At 57.9% G+C, this 12,492-nt stretch carries 13 protein-coding genes; 11 read left to right on the forward strand and 2 right to left on the reverse strand.

The annotated features are described in order from the left end of the window. Positions 1-60 precede the first annotated feature (60 nt). The 11 genes from nuoH to ACR0NE_RS13145 are packed head-to-tail and all read left to right on the forward strand — an operon-like array spanning position 61 to position 11,308. Positions 61-1,098: an NADH-quinone oxidoreductase subunit NuoH gene (nuoH, locus tag ACR0NE_RS13095; RefSeq protein ID WP_039534288.1), complete on the forward strand. Its 1,038-nt coding sequence runs from the start codon at positions 61-63 to the stop codon at positions 1,096-1,098. A 1-nt stretch (position 1,099) separates the two neighbouring features. Then, positions 1,100-1,594: an NADH-quinone oxidoreductase subunit NuoI gene (gene nuoI / locus ACR0NE_RS13100; protein WP_152458580.1), complete on the forward strand. Its 495-nt coding sequence runs from the start codon at positions 1,100-1,102 to the stop codon at positions 1,592-1,594. After that, positions 1,591-2,001 carry a carboxymuconolactone decarboxylase family protein gene (locus tag ACR0NE_RS13105; RefSeq protein ID WP_010442761.1) on the forward strand — a complete coding sequence of 137 codons (411 nt, stop codon included), beginning with the start codon at positions 1,591-1,593 and terminating at the stop codon, positions 1,999-2,001. The genes nuoI and ACR0NE_RS13105 overlap by 4 nt, the downstream gene beginning before the upstream one ends. Next, complete coding sequence (locus ACR0NE_RS13110) at positions 1,998-2,600, forward strand: NADH-quinone oxidoreductase subunit J (RefSeq protein ID WP_170397038.1); 603 nt, start codon at positions 1,998-2,000, stop codon at positions 2,598-2,600. The genes ACR0NE_RS13105 and ACR0NE_RS13110 overlap by 4 nt, the downstream gene beginning before the upstream one ends. 4 nt (positions 2,601-2,604) lie before the next feature. Beyond that, the gene (gene nuoK, locus ACR0NE_RS13115; protein ID WP_005984024.1) at positions 2,605-2,910 is read left to right on the forward strand and encodes an NADH-quinone oxidoreductase subunit NuoK; all 306 of its coding nucleotides are present in this window, start codon (positions 2,605-2,607) and stop codon (positions 2,908-2,910) included. A gap of 6 nt (positions 2,911-2,916) precedes the next feature. Further along, entirely contained in the window at positions 2,917-5,046 is a 2,130-nt protein-coding gene (gene nuoL / locus ACR0NE_RS13120) for an NADH-quinone oxidoreductase subunit L (protein WP_170597064.1), read from the forward strand. Further along, complete coding sequence (locus ACR0NE_RS13125) at positions 5,046-6,590, forward strand: NADH-quinone oxidoreductase subunit M (RefSeq protein WP_170597065.1); 1,545 nt, start codon at positions 5,046-5,048, stop codon at positions 6,588-6,590. Before nuoL ends, ACR0NE_RS13125 begins: the two co-directional genes overlap by 1 nt. A 15-nt stretch (positions 6,591-6,605) precedes the next feature. Further along, positions 6,606-8,048 (forward strand): NADH-quinone oxidoreductase subunit NuoN, encoded by a 1,443-nt coding sequence (gene nuoN, locus ACR0NE_RS13130; protein ID WP_170597066.1) that lies wholly within the window; start codon positions 6,606-6,608, stop codon positions 8,046-8,048. Between the two features lie 54 nt (positions 8,049-8,102). After that, positions 8,103-8,852 (forward strand): biotin--[acetyl-CoA-carboxylase] ligase, encoded by a 750-nt coding sequence (locus ACR0NE_RS13135; protein ID WP_170397030.1) that lies wholly within the window; start codon positions 8,103-8,105, stop codon positions 8,850-8,852. A gap of 12 nt (positions 8,853-8,864) precedes the next feature. Next, positions 8,865-9,644 (forward strand): type III pantothenate kinase, encoded by a 780-nt coding sequence (locus ACR0NE_RS13140; RefSeq protein ID WP_170397028.1) that lies wholly within the window; start codon positions 8,865-8,867, stop codon positions 9,642-9,644. Further along, on the forward strand, positions 9,641-11,308 hold the full coding sequence (locus ACR0NE_RS13145) for a ribonuclease J (protein ID WP_170597067.1): 1,668 nt from the start codon (positions 9,641-9,643) through the stop codon (positions 11,306-11,308). The genes ACR0NE_RS13140 and ACR0NE_RS13145 overlap by 4 nt, the downstream gene beginning before the upstream one ends. On the opposite strand, the gene ACR0NE_RS13150 is transcribed toward ACR0NE_RS13145, so the two are convergent. Beyond that, entirely contained in the window at positions 11,305-12,006 is a 702-nt protein-coding gene (locus ACR0NE_RS13150; protein ID WP_170597068.1) for an NUDIX hydrolase, read from the reverse strand. The genes ACR0NE_RS13145 and ACR0NE_RS13150 overlap by 4 nt on opposite strands. Next, positions 12,003-12,401, reverse strand: a complete 399-nt coding sequence (locus tag ACR0NE_RS13155; RefSeq protein WP_170397024.1) for a DUF983 domain-containing protein — start codon at positions 12,399-12,401, stop codon at positions 12,003-12,005. Before ACR0NE_RS13155 ends, ACR0NE_RS13150 begins: the two co-directional genes overlap by 4 nt. Positions 12,402-12,492: the final 91 nt, after the last annotated feature.

The raw sequence follows: 12,492 nt of genomic DNA on the forward strand, positions 1-12,492 counted from the left end.
CGCAGGCATCTGGCCTTTGCATCGCACGCGGAAACCAAAATACCCACGGTGTGAGGACCAATGGCTGACTTCTTTAACACCCCAGGCGGAATAGCCATCATCATTCTGGCGCAAGTGCTTGCTGTTGTAGCGTTCGTGATGATCTCGCTGTTGTTCCTCGTTTACGGCGACCGCAAGATCTGGGCCGCCGTCCAGATGCGTCGCGGCCCCAACGTTGTCGGCGTATACGGCCTGCTGCAATCGGTGGCGGACGCACTGAAATATGTGGTGAAAGAGGTCGTCATTCCCGCAGGTGCCGACCGTACGGTGTTTATCCTCGCACCATTGACCAGTTTTGTCCTCGCGATGATCGCCTGGGCGGTGATCCCGTTCAACGATGGCTGGGTCCTGTCGGACATCAACGTCGCCATCCTCTATGTCTTCGCAGTCTCCTCGCTTGAGGTTTATGGCGTGATTATGGGTGGTTGGGCGTCGAACTCAAAGTATCCATTCCTTGGGTCGCTGCGCTCTGCCGCGCAGATGATTTCATACGAGGTATCCATCGGTCTGATCATCATCGGCATCATCATCTCGACCGGTTCGATGAACTTTGGTGATATCGTCCGCGCACAGGATGGCTCGTTCGGGTTCTTCAGCTGGTACTGGCTGCCGCATTTCCCGATGGTGTTCCTGTTTTTCATCTCGGCATTGGCTGAAACCAACCGGCCACCCTTCGATCTGCCCGAGGCGGAATCGGAACTGGTTGCAGGCTATCAGGTCGAATACTCGGCCACGCCTTTCCTGCTTTTCATGGCTGGTGAATACATCGCCATCTTCCTGATGTGTGCTCTGACCACACTGCTGTTCTTTGGCGGCTGGCTGTCCCCGATCCCAGGCCTGCCTGACGGCGTATTGTGGATGGTTGCCAAGATGGCGTTCTTCTTCTTCATCTTCGCGATGGTCAAGGCGATCACACCCCGCTACCGCTATGACCAGTTGATGCGCCTGGGTTGGAAAGTGTTCTTGCCGTTCAGCCTCGTCTGGGTCGTCTTCGTGGCCTTCGCGGCGAAATTCGACTGGTTCTGGGGCGCGTTTGCCCGTTGGAGCGTAGGAGGCTGATATGACTCAAATCGACTACACCCGCGCCGCCAAATATTTCCTGCTGCAGGATTTCTGGGTCGGGATGAAATTGGGCTTGAAGTATTTCTTCGCCCCAAAAGCGACCGTGAACTACCCGCATGAAAAGGGGCCCTTGTCCCCGCGGTTCCGGGGTGAACATGCCCTGCGCCGTTATCCGAACGGTGAGGAACGCTGCATCGCCTGCAAACTGTGCGAAGCGATCTGTCCTGCACAAGCCATCACCATCGATGCCGAGCCGCGCGAAGACGGAAGCCGGCGCACCACGCGCTATGACATCGACATGACCAAATGCATCTATTGCGGTTTCTGCCAGGAGGCATGTCCGGTTGATGCCATCGTCGAGGGCCCGAATTTCGAATTCGCCACCGAAACCCGGGAAGAGTTGTTCTACGACAAGCAGAAACTGCTGGATAATGGCGAACGCTGGGAAGCCGAAATCGCTCGCAATCTGGAATTGGACGCGCCGTACAGATGAGTGACAGTCCGACAAATCCGTTCGAGCTGATGATGAAGCAAGCTCAGGACATGGCCAAGGCGATGAACCCGGCGATGGAAAATTTCTCGCCCAAAGGATTCGAGGCGCTGTGGCCGACCATGCCGAAAGAGGTCATGGAGATGATGTTCGGCAATACCGTCAACAAGGACGGGCTGGACGCCAAAACTCGCCTTCTGCTGACGCTGGCCGGGCTGACCTGTCAGGGCGCTCAGGCGGACTCGGCGGTGCGTCAGACCGTGCGCCACGCGCTGGAAGCTGGCGCCAAAAAACAAGAGATCGTGGAAACGATCGGTCAGATGTCGGTCTTTGCCGGCATTCCGGCCATGACCCGCGCACTGGATCTGGCGCAAGAGGTCATGGGTGATAACGAGGATGAGGATCAATGACCGTCTTTGCCTTCTATCTGTTTGCCATCAGCGCCATCACCGGCGGGCTGTTCACGGTGATCAGCCGCCAGCCGGTGCATTCGGTGCTGTGGCTGATCCTGTCCTTTCTGTCCTCGGCGGGCCTGTTCGTGCTGCTGGGGGCTGAGTTCGTGGCGATGCTGCTGATTATCGTTTATGTCGGCGCGGTCGCGGTTCTGTTCCTCTTCGTGGTGATGATGCTGGATGTGGACTTTGCCGAGCTGAAGGCCGAGATGGCGCGCTACATGCCGCTGGCGCTGTTGATCGGATTGGTGATCCTGATGCAGTTCGTCATGGCCATCGGAGCATGGGACAGCGCGCAGGGTGCCGCCGCCAATCTGGCGCAGCCAGTACCGAGCGACCGCCACAACACTGAGGCGCTCGGCGTCATTCTATACGATCAATACTTCCTTCTGTTCCAACTGGCGGGCCTGATCCTGCTGGTGGCCATGATCGGTGCCATTGTGCTGACACTGCGCCACCGTCAGGACATCAAGCGTCAGGACATCATCGGCCAGATGATGCGCGACCCGGCCAAAGCGATGGAGTTGAAGGACGTGAAACCGGGGCAGGGACTTTGAGACGATGATCGGACTTGAACACTATCTTACGGTCGCGGCGACGCTGTTCGTCATCGGCATTTTCGGTCTCTTCCTGAACCGCAAGAACGTCATCATCCTACTGATGAGCATCGAGTTGATGCTGCTGGCGGTGAATATCAACCTCGTGGCGTTCTCTAGTTTCCTCGGCGATCTGGTCGGGCAGGTCTTTACGCTGTTCGTGTTGACAGTTGCGGCGGCTGAGGCGGCGATTGGTCTTGCCATTCTGGTCTGCTTCTTCCGCAACCGTGGCACCATCGCGGTTGAAGACGTCAATATGATGAAGGGGTAAGAGAATATGGAAACCACCATCCTCTTTGCCCCGCTCGTGGGTGCGTTGATCTGCGGATTTGGCTGGCGCTTCATTGGTGAGAAAGCCGCCATGTGGACTGCCACGGGCCTGCTGTTTCTGGCCTGCCTGCTCAGCTGGATCGTCTTCCTTTCATTTGATGGCCACACCCAGCAGATCGAGATCATGCGCTGGATCGAAAGTGGTTCGCTGTCGACAAGCTGGGCCATTCGTCTGGACCGTCTGACGGCGATCATGCTGATCGTGGTGACGACCGTTTCGGCGCTGGTTCACTTGTATTCATTCGGCTACATGGATCACGACCCGCAATGGCGTGAAGGCGAAAGCTATAAGCCGCGTTTCTTTGCCTATCTGTCGTTCTTCACCTTCGCCATGCTGATGCTGGTGACGGCGGACAATCTGGTTCAGATGTTCTTTGGCTGGGAAGGCGTGGGTGTCGCCTCGTACCTGCTGATCGGGTTCTATTATCGCAAGCCCAGCGCCAATGCAGCGGCGATGAAAGCGTTCATCGTGAACCGAGTGGGCGATTTCGGCTTTGCGCTTGGGATCTTCGCGCTGTTCTTCCTGACCGACAGCATCAATTTCTCAGACATATTCGCATCGGCCCCGGCATTGGCGGAGGAAAAACTGAGCTTCCTCTGGGGTGAGTGGACTGCGATCGAGGTGATCTGTGTTCTGCTGTTCATCGGCGCGATGGGTAAATCGGCGCAGTTGATACTACACACCTGGCTGCCGGATGCGATGGAAGGTCCGACCCCTGTGTCCGCGCTGATCCACGCTGCGACCATGGTTACCGCAGGTGTGTTCCTGGTCTGCCGTATGTCGCCGCTGATGGAGTTCGCACCGGGGGCCACCGGGTTCATAGCCTTCCTTGGCGCTTCGACTGCGTTTTTCGCAGCAACCGTGGGCTTGGTGCAGACCGATATCAAGCGGGTCATTGCGTATTCGACCTGTTCGCAATTGGGTTACATGTTTGTCGCCGCCGGCGTTGGCATGTACTCAGCCGCGATGTTCCATCTGCTGACGCACGCGTTCTTCAAGGCGCTGCTGTTCCTTGGTGCTGGTTCAGTGATCCATGCGATGCATCATGAGCAAGAGATGACCGAGTACGGCGGTCTGCGGAAGAAAATCCCCTATACGTTCTGGGCGATGATGATCGGCACGCTGGCCATTACCGGTGTGGGCATCCCGCTGACCACGTTTGGCTTTGCCGGGTTCCTGTCGAAGGATGCCATCATCGAAAGCGCCTTTGTAGGTGGCACAGGTTATGCCTTCTGGATGTTGGTAATCGCAGCGGTGTTCACCTCATTCTACAGCTGGCGTTTGATATTCCTAACCTTCTATGGCGAGCCGCGTGGCGACAAGCATACGCATGAGCACGCGCATGAAAGTCCGATGGTCATGCTGGTCCCGCTGGGGGTACTGTCTCTGGGCGCGGTGTTCTCGGGGATGCTGTGGTACAACCAGTTCTTCGGCTACACCGATAAAGTGGCCAAGTTCTACGGTATTCCGCTGGCGGAAGAGACTGGCGGTCATGGCGAAGTTGCCGCAGACGCATCTCATGGTGAGGCCAAGGCAGATGACGACCAAGGCGACGCGAAGGCTGATAAAGGCGAGGGTGGCTACAAGGCGGACAAAAAGCATGCCAGCTTTGGCGGTGAGCCAGGCGAAGGCGCGCTGTATATGGCACCTGACAACAATGTCCTGAACGATGCGCATGAGGCTCCGAAATGGGTCAAAGTATCGCCTTTTGTTGCTATGCTGCTGGGTTTTGTCGTCGCCTATTGGTTCTACATCGTGAACACGTCGCTGCCCGCTCGTCTGGCGGCGAACCAGCGGCCGCTGTACCTGTTTCTCAAGAATAAGTGGTACTTTGACGAGATCTACGACGCGATCTTTGTCAAACCTACCATTGCGCTGGGTCGGTTCCTGTGGAAACGCGGTGACGGCAACACGATTGATGGCTTCCTGAACGGGGTTTCGATGGGCGTCGTGCCCTTCTTTACCCGCCTCGCAGGCAAAGCTCAGACGGGTTACATCTTTACTTACGCCTTCTGGATGGTTTTGGGCATCGCCGCTCTTGTCACCTGGATGTCGATCGGCGGAGGCGCAAACTAATGGACAATATCCTATCTATTGTCACCTTCATCCCCGCCATCGCAGCAGGCATTCTGGCCCTGTTTCTGCATGGCGAGGACGTAGCCGCGCAGCGCAACGCCAAATGGGTTGCGCTGGTTGCCACAACCGTGACCTTTCTGGTCTCAATCGGCATCTATACCGGCTTTGATCCGTCCAACACCGGCTTCCAGATGGTGGAAGAGGGCGAGTGGCTGCTGGGCCTGAAGTACAAGATGGGTGTCGATGGGATCAGCGTTCTTTTCGTGCTGCTGACCACCTTCATCATGCCGCTGACCATTCTGGCCAGCTGGCAGGTCACGGACCGGGTCAAGGAATACATGATCGCATTCCTGCTGCTGGAAACGCTGATGCTGGGCGTGTTCATGGCGCTGGATCTCGTGCTGTTTTACCTGTTCTTCGAGGCGGGCCTGATCCCGATGTTCCTGATCATCGGTATCTGGGGTGGCAAGGACCGCATCTATGCCAGCTTCAAGTTCTTCCTATACACCTTCCTCGGCTCGGTGCTGATGCTGGTGGCGATGGTTGCGATGTATGCGGATGCGGGCACCACGGATTTCGAGGCGCTGATGAGCCATCAGTTCTCGTCCGAAGGGTTCAGCGTACTGGGCATCTATATCGTCGGCGGCATGCAGACGCTGATGTTCCTGGCCTTCTTCGCGTCGTTCGCGGTGAAGATGCCGATGTGGCCGGTGCATACCTGGCTGCCGGATGCGCACGTTCAGGCGCCGACGGCAGGTTCGGTCGTGCTGGCGGCGATCCTGTTGAAGATGGGCGGCTATGGCTTCCTGCGCTTCAGCCTGCCGATGTTCCCGGTGGGGTCTGCGGTGATGACCGATGTGGTGCTGTGGATGTCGGCGATTGCTGTTGTCTACACCTCTCTGGTCGCGCTGGTGCAGGAGGATATGAAGAAGCTGATCGCCTATTCCTCGGTCGCGCATATGGGCTTTGTGACCATGGGTATCTTTGCAGCGAACCAGCAGGGCATTGATGGCGCGATCTTCCAGATGCTCAGTCATGGGTTCATTTCCGCAGCGCTCTTCCTGTGTGTTGGCGTGATCTATGACCGGATGCACACCCGCGATATCGAGGCGTATGGCGGTTTGGTCATCCGGATGCCGGCTTACGCTCTGGTCTTCATGCTGTTCACCATGGCCAATGTCGGCTTGCCTGGTACATCGGGCTTCATCGGGGAATTCCTGACCCTGATGGGCGCATTCCAGGTCAACACCTGGGTGACGGCTGTGGCTGCAACCGGTGTGATCTTCTCGGCGGGCTATGCGCTATGGCTCTATCGCCGGGTAGTCTTTGGAGATCTGATCAAGGAAAGCCTCAAGGCCATCACAGACATGAGCTCGCGCGAGCGGCTGATCTTCGCGCCGCTGATCGTGATGACCATTCTGCTTGGGGTTTATCCCTCGCTGGTGACCGATGTGATCGGGCAATCCACCGCAGCGCTAATCTCGAACTATGACACGGCTCTGGCCGCGGCTGAAGCCGCAACCCAGACAGCCGCTTCGCATTAAGGGGGCTTTGGAGACATGATCCAGGCTGATCTGACAATCATCCTGCCGGAAATTGTTCTGGCAATTTATGCGATGGCGGCGCTGATCGGGGCTGTCTACACCACCAAGGATGCTCTGGCTCCCATGCTGGTCTGGGCCACTTCAGGTCTGATGGCGGCGTTGGCAATCTGGATTGCGATGAATGGCGAAGGTACTAACGTGGCCTTCAACGGCATGTTTGTGGATGACGGCTTTGCTCGATTTGCAAAGGTTGCGATTCTGCTGTCTGCCGCTGCGGTATTGCTGATGAGCCAGGAATATATGGCGCGCCGCGATCTGCTGCGCTTTGAATATCCTCTGCTGGTCGCACTTGCGGCTGTAGGCATGATGATGATGGTTAGCGCAGGCGATCTGATGTCGCTTTATATGGGGCTTGAGCTGCAGTCGCTGTCACTTTACGTCGTCGCCGCCTTGCGGCGCGACAGTGCCAAATCCACCGAAGCCGGTCTGAAATACTTCGTGCTGGGCGCGTTGAGTTCTGGCTTGCTGCTCTATGGTGCGTCGCTGGTTTACGGCTTCACTGGCACTACGCTGTTTTCGGGCATCATCCAAACGGTGCATCATGGAGATGTCTCGATTGGCCTCCTGTTTGGCCTGGTGTTCATGATCTCGGGTCTGGCCTTCAAGGTCTCGGCCGTGCCGTTCCACATGTGGACGCCGGATGTGTATGAAGGGTCTCCGACCCCGATTACCGCGTTCTTCGCCACCGCTCCGAAAGTGGCTGCGATGGCCCTGTTCGCGCGCCTGATGCATGATGCCTTCGGAGGCGTGATCAAGGATTGGCAGCAAGTGATCGTGCTGCTTTCGGTCCTGTCGATGCTGCTGGGCGCGGTTGCGGCCATTGGGCAGCGTGACATCAAGCGGCTGATGGCGTTTTCGTCGATTGCCCATATGGGATATGCTCTGATCGGACTGGCCGCCGGGACCGAGATGGGCATCAAGGCAATGCTGATGTATCTGGCCATCTATGTGACGATGAATATCGGAACCTTCGCATTCATCCTGATGATGGAGCGTGATGGCAAACCGGTCACTGATATTGATGCGCTACGTCAGTTCTCGAAGCGCGATCCGGGCAAAGCTCTGGCGGTCCTGATCTTGATGTTCAGTCTGGCGGGCGTGCCACCGATGCTGGGCTTCTTCGCCAAGTTCGGCGTCTGGCAAGCGGGTATCGATGCCGACCTGTTCGGGCTGGTGATCGTCTCGGCCATCGCCTCGGTCATTGGTGCGTTCTACTATCTGCGGATCGTGTTCTACATGTATTTCGGGGCGGAGAATGAAGACCCGATCGAGATCCGCTCGACCCCGGTTTTGTGGGCAGCGCTGATGGGCTCTGCGGCTCTGATGTTGATTGGCGTATTTTATCAGTTCGGTGTGGAAGGGGCAGCTGCAGCTGCTGCGGCGACGCTTGTCAACTGATACTGCCGCGTTTCGATCAACCGAGGCTCGGTCGCGCGACCGGGCCTTTTTGACATGAGCGAATGGCCGCAGGGATATGGCCTGCATATACTGAAAGAAGTCGACAGTACTCTGAATGAGGCGGTGCGGCTTGCGCCAACAGCGACCGGTCCGGTCTGGATCATGGCACATCATCAGACCGCCGCGCGTGGTCGGCGCGGGCGAGCCTGGGCCAACCCCAAAGGTAATCTGGCAGCGACTTTGCTGATGCGCCCGCCGGGTGATCCGGAACAGGCGGCCCTTCGAAGTTTTGTCGCAGCGCTCGCCCTGTATGATGCCTGTGTGGCGGTAACGGGGCGCGCAGTAGGTTTGGCACTGAAATGGCCCAATGACGTGCTGCTCAACGGCGGAAAACTAGCGGGTATCCTGCTAGAAAGCACGGGGCAGGGCCGGGGTGTGTCACATCTGGCGATAGGTATTGGGGTGAACCTGTCCGAGGCACCGGGCACTGATCGCGTCGAAGCCGGAGCGGTGCGACCTGTTTCTCTGCTCTCGGAAACCGGCGCGCTCACCACCCCCGAGGATTTTCTGACCGAACTGGCGGTAGCCTATGCGCATTATGAGACCCAGTTCATGACTTACGGGTTCGAACCGATCCGCACCGCCTGGCTATCCCGAGCAGCGCGGTTGGGCGAAGTCATAACCGCTCGTACAGCCACGTCTGAAACGGTTGGAACCTTCGAAACGGTAGACGTGGGTGGCAGCCTTGTCCTAAACACCGCCAAGGGCCGGGTCAGCATTCCGGCTGCGGATGTTTACTTCTGAAAGGGGCGCGGGATGCTTCTGGCGATTGATTGCGGCAATACCAACACCGTTTTCTCGATCTGGGATGGCGAAAAGTTTCTGTGCACCCTGCGCACCTCAACTCATCATGCCCGCACAGCGGATGCCTATTTCACCTGGTATTCAACCTTGGTGAAACACTACGGTATCGAAGCTGATATCTCGGATGTGATCATCGCCTCAACCGTGCCACGCGTGGTGTTCAACCTGCGGGTCTTTGCTGATCGCTTTTTTGGATGCCGGCCGATTGTTGTTGGCAAGCCAGATTGCCTGCTGCCGGTCAATCCGCGCGTGGACGAAGGCACCGTGCCCGGTCCGGACCGGTTGGCCAACGCGGCGGCGGCGTTCGACCGCCATGGCGGCAATGTGGTTGTGGTTGACTTTGGGACCGCCACGAATTTCGACGTGGTCGCAGCCGACGGCGCCTACGTCGGTGGTATCATCGCCCCTGGCGTGAACCTGAGCCTTGAGGCACTGCATCAAGGTGCCGCGGCATTGCCGCATATCGACATCACGAGACCCGAAAAAGTGATTGGAACAAACACGGTTGGCTGTATCCAGTCCGGCGTGTATTGGGGATATTCCGGCCTGATTGAAGGGCTGATCTCGCGCGTGAAAGCTGAATACGGAATGGCGATGAAAGTCGTCGGTACCGGGGGCCTGGCGCCTCTGTTTGATCAGGCTGACGTGGGTTTTGACGCTATCGAGGATGATCTGACGATGCACGGGTTGACCGTGATACATCGCTATAACAAGGAAAATGGCTCAACATGAGCAGTGAACGACTGATCTATCTGCCGCTGGGCGGTGCAGGCGAAATCGGCATGAATGCCTATGTCTATGGTTACGGCAAGCCGGGGCAAGAGCGGTTGATCCTTGTGGATCTTGGCGTTGCCTTCCCGGACATGGACACCTCGCCCGGCGTGGATCTGATCTTTGCAGACATCACCTGGCTTAAAGAGCGTGCCGATCAGCTGGAAGCAGTTTTTGTCACCCACGCGCACGAAGATCATGTCGGGGCGGTGGCCCACTGTTATGAGGCTTTGGGCGCGCCGGTCTACGCGCGCGCTTTTACCGCCAATATCGCGCGTCGCAAGATGGAAGAACGCGGCCACCCGACCGAGGCGGTGCAAACTGCGTCTCCATGGCCCGAACAGATCAAGGCTGGCCCGTTTACCGTTGGTTTCCTGCCGGTTTCGCATTCCATCCCTGAAAGTGCAGGGCTCGTTATCGACTCGCCTTCCGGGCGCGTGGTGCATACGGGGGATTTCAAGCTCGATTCCAACCCGGTCGTGGGCGAACCATTCGATCCCGATCTGTGGGCCGAGGTGGCAAAGCCCGGCGTCAAAGCGTTGGTCTGTGACAGTACCAATGTGTTCTCAAGCCATCCTGGGCGTTCGGAATCCGAAGTCGGACCCGAGATCACCCGTCTGGTTCAAGAGGCCAGCGGCATGGTCATCGCAACCACGTTTGCCTCGAACGTGGCACGCGTGAAAACGCTGGCAGAGGCGGGACAGAAAGCCGGCCGTTCGGTCGTACTGCTGGGTCGTGCGATGCGGCGTATGATCGAGGCGGCGACCGAGACCGGCATCCTGACCGATTTTCCAAAGGTTATCAGCGCCGAAGAGGCCGTCGATGTGCCACGCGCGAACCTGATGTTGATTGTGACTGGCAGCCAAGGCGAACGCCGCGCAGCCAGCGCCCAACTGGCGCGCGGTAAGTATCGCGGACTAGAAGCGAAAGAGGGCGATCTGTTTCTGTTCTCGTCCAAGACTATTCCCGGCAATGAACGTGGCGTGATCCGCATCATGAACCAGCTCAGTGAGAAGGGAGTGGATGTAGTCGATGACAGCTCTGGTCTGTATCACGTCTCGGGTCACGCCAACCGGCCTGATCTTGAGAAGGTTCACGCTCTGATCGATCCGCAGATGGTCATCCCGATGCATGGCGAACACCGCCACTTGCGTGAGCATGCCAAACTGGCCGAAACGGGCGGACGTACTGGGGTTCTCGCTGTTAACGGCACTATGCTGGATCTGACTGGGAATGCGCCCAAAGTGGCGGATTATATCGAGACTGGCCGGACCTATCTGGATGGTACAGTCAAAATCGGCGCCTTGGACGGCGTGGTACGCGACCGGATTCGCATGGCGCTGAACGGCCATATCACCATCACCGTGATATTGGACGAAGAAGACGAACCGCTGGGTGAGCCGTGGTGCGATACGATGGGCCTGCCCGAAATGGGATCATCCCGCGCGGGGCTGATTGAGGTGCTGGAAGAGGACCTGAACCAGTTCCTGATGCGTGCGGGCGCAAAGACGCTGCGTGATGACGACAAACTGGAAGAAGGGTTGCGCCGGATCGCACGACAGACCGCGCAGGCCGAGATCGGCAAGAAACCCGAGGTAACAGTGGTTGTTAGCCGAATGCGTTAATCTGCATAAGGCATCGGATAGCCCCGAAGCTGCAGGAAAAGGCTGGCCTCTTCGTTGTTGAGAAAGAAGGGAACGGTTTCAGGCGGGTTCTGGTCCTCTGCACGGGCGGCGACTTCGGCCAGAACAACTTCGGTGATGAAGGGCAGGTCGTACTCCCGCGCTTGGCTGATCTTGACCCATTGCAAATGCGATAGCTCGTCCGAGGCATGGGTGAAGTCGTCAAGATCCCCCTGAATCGCGTCCGCATCGACCAGAAAGAACCTGGCGTCGAACCGGCGGGGTCGTCCCGGTGGTGTGACTGCGCGAAAGACAAATTGCAGTGCTTCTGCAGACGGCAGGTAGCCCATCGCCGCAAAGCTTTGCCAATCGGCCGGGATCGCGCCTTGCCAATCCCCTTGTTGCCCCAGAATAAGCCCGGTTTCTTCCCACAACTCTCGGATCGCCGCGACAGCCAGAGAGGTCTGCAAGTTTGGCGCTGATTGTTGTGACAGGCGATCGGTGCATAGATCGGGCAATGGCGTGCTGAGCGAGATGCCCGCATCGGAAGCATCAACCGCGCCGCCCGGGAACACGAATTTGTTCGGCATGAACGCAGCCTTGGCACCGCGTTGGCCCATCAGGATCGACGGGTCTGTGAACCGATCACGCAATACGATTACGGTAGCAGCATCCCGGATTGCGGTTTTATCCGCCGTCATCCGGCCTTGCCAAACCCGTGCATCCGCCGCGCCCATTGATAGGCGACAACGGCCCCTTTGAGACGGGGCAGGAGGAACAGGGATAGCGCGACGCAGCCGATCGAGAATGCAATCGCCATGGTCCATGGATCGGGACGCCACTGCACGTAAGAGACATGAAGGGCGGGTGCCAGAAGGTGCCCCACCAGCAGGATCGTCAGGTAGGCCGGGCCGTCATCAGCGCGATGATGGAACAATTCCTGCCCGCATTCCGAACAGGTGTCATTCACCTTGAGATAGCTGTGCAACAGCGCACCCTCACCGCAATTCGGGCATTTGCACCGGAACCCTCGGATCAATGCGGGTTTTGTTGGGCGGTCTTCTTCGAGCGAACTGTCAATAGTTTGGTCAATCATATGTATCTCGCGCATCTTTCCTGAAGGCATATAGGCAGGATCAGACCCAACGGAAAAGGGGGGTGCGTCGCTTTGTGGCGCTGCTGCTTAG

Source organism: Ruegeria sp. C9 (genome assembly GCF_056537585.1).

Excerpts from the sequence above, each read along its gene's own strand:
- ACR0NE_RS13145 (WP_170597067.1), top strand. The coding sequence starts at position 9,641 with ATGAGCAGTGAACGACTGATCTATCTGCCGCTGGGCGGTGCAGGCGAA.
- ACR0NE_RS13110 (WP_170397038.1), top strand. The coding sequence starts at position 1,998 with ATGACCGTCTTTGCCTTCTATCTGTTTGCCATCAGCGCCATCACCGGC.
- ACR0NE_RS13140 (WP_170397028.1), top strand. The coding sequence starts at position 8,865 with ATGCTTCTGGCGATTGATTGCGGCAATACCAACACCGTTTTCTCGATC.
- ACR0NE_RS13105 (WP_010442761.1), top strand. The coding sequence starts at position 1,591 with ATGAGTGACAGTCCGACAAATCCGTTCGAGCTGATGATGAAGCAAGCT.
- nuoN (WP_170597066.1), top strand. The coding sequence starts at position 6,606 with ATGATCCAGGCTGATCTGACAATCATCCTGCCGGAAATTGTTCTGGCA.
- nuoI (WP_152458580.1), top strand. The coding sequence starts at position 1,100 with ATGACTCAAATCGACTACACCCGCGCCGCCAAATATTTCCTGCTGCAG.
- ACR0NE_RS13155 (WP_170397024.1), bottom strand. The coding sequence starts at position 12,401 with ATGATTGACCAAACTATTGACAGTTCGCTCGAAGAAGACCGCCCAACA.
- nuoL (WP_170597064.1), top strand. The coding sequence starts at position 2,917 with ATGGAAACCACCATCCTCTTTGCCCCGCTCGTGGGTGCGTTGATCTGC.
- nuoK (WP_005984024.1), top strand. The coding sequence starts at position 2,605 with ATGATCGGACTTGAACACTATCTTACGGTCGCGGCGACGCTGTTCGTC.
- nuoH (WP_039534288.1), top strand. The coding sequence starts at position 61 with ATGGCTGACTTCTTTAACACCCCAGGCGGAATAGCCATCATCATTCTG.
- ACR0NE_RS13135 (WP_170397030.1), top strand. The coding sequence starts at position 8,103 with ATGAGCGAATGGCCGCAGGGATATGGCCTGCATATACTGAAAGAAGTC.
- ACR0NE_RS13150 (WP_170597068.1), bottom strand. The coding sequence starts at position 12,006 with ATGACGGCGGATAAAACCGCAATCCGGGATGCTGCTACCGTAATCGTA.
- ACR0NE_RS13125 (WP_170597065.1), top strand. The coding sequence starts at position 5,046 with ATGGACAATATCCTATCTATTGTCACCTTCATCCCCGCCATCGCAGCA.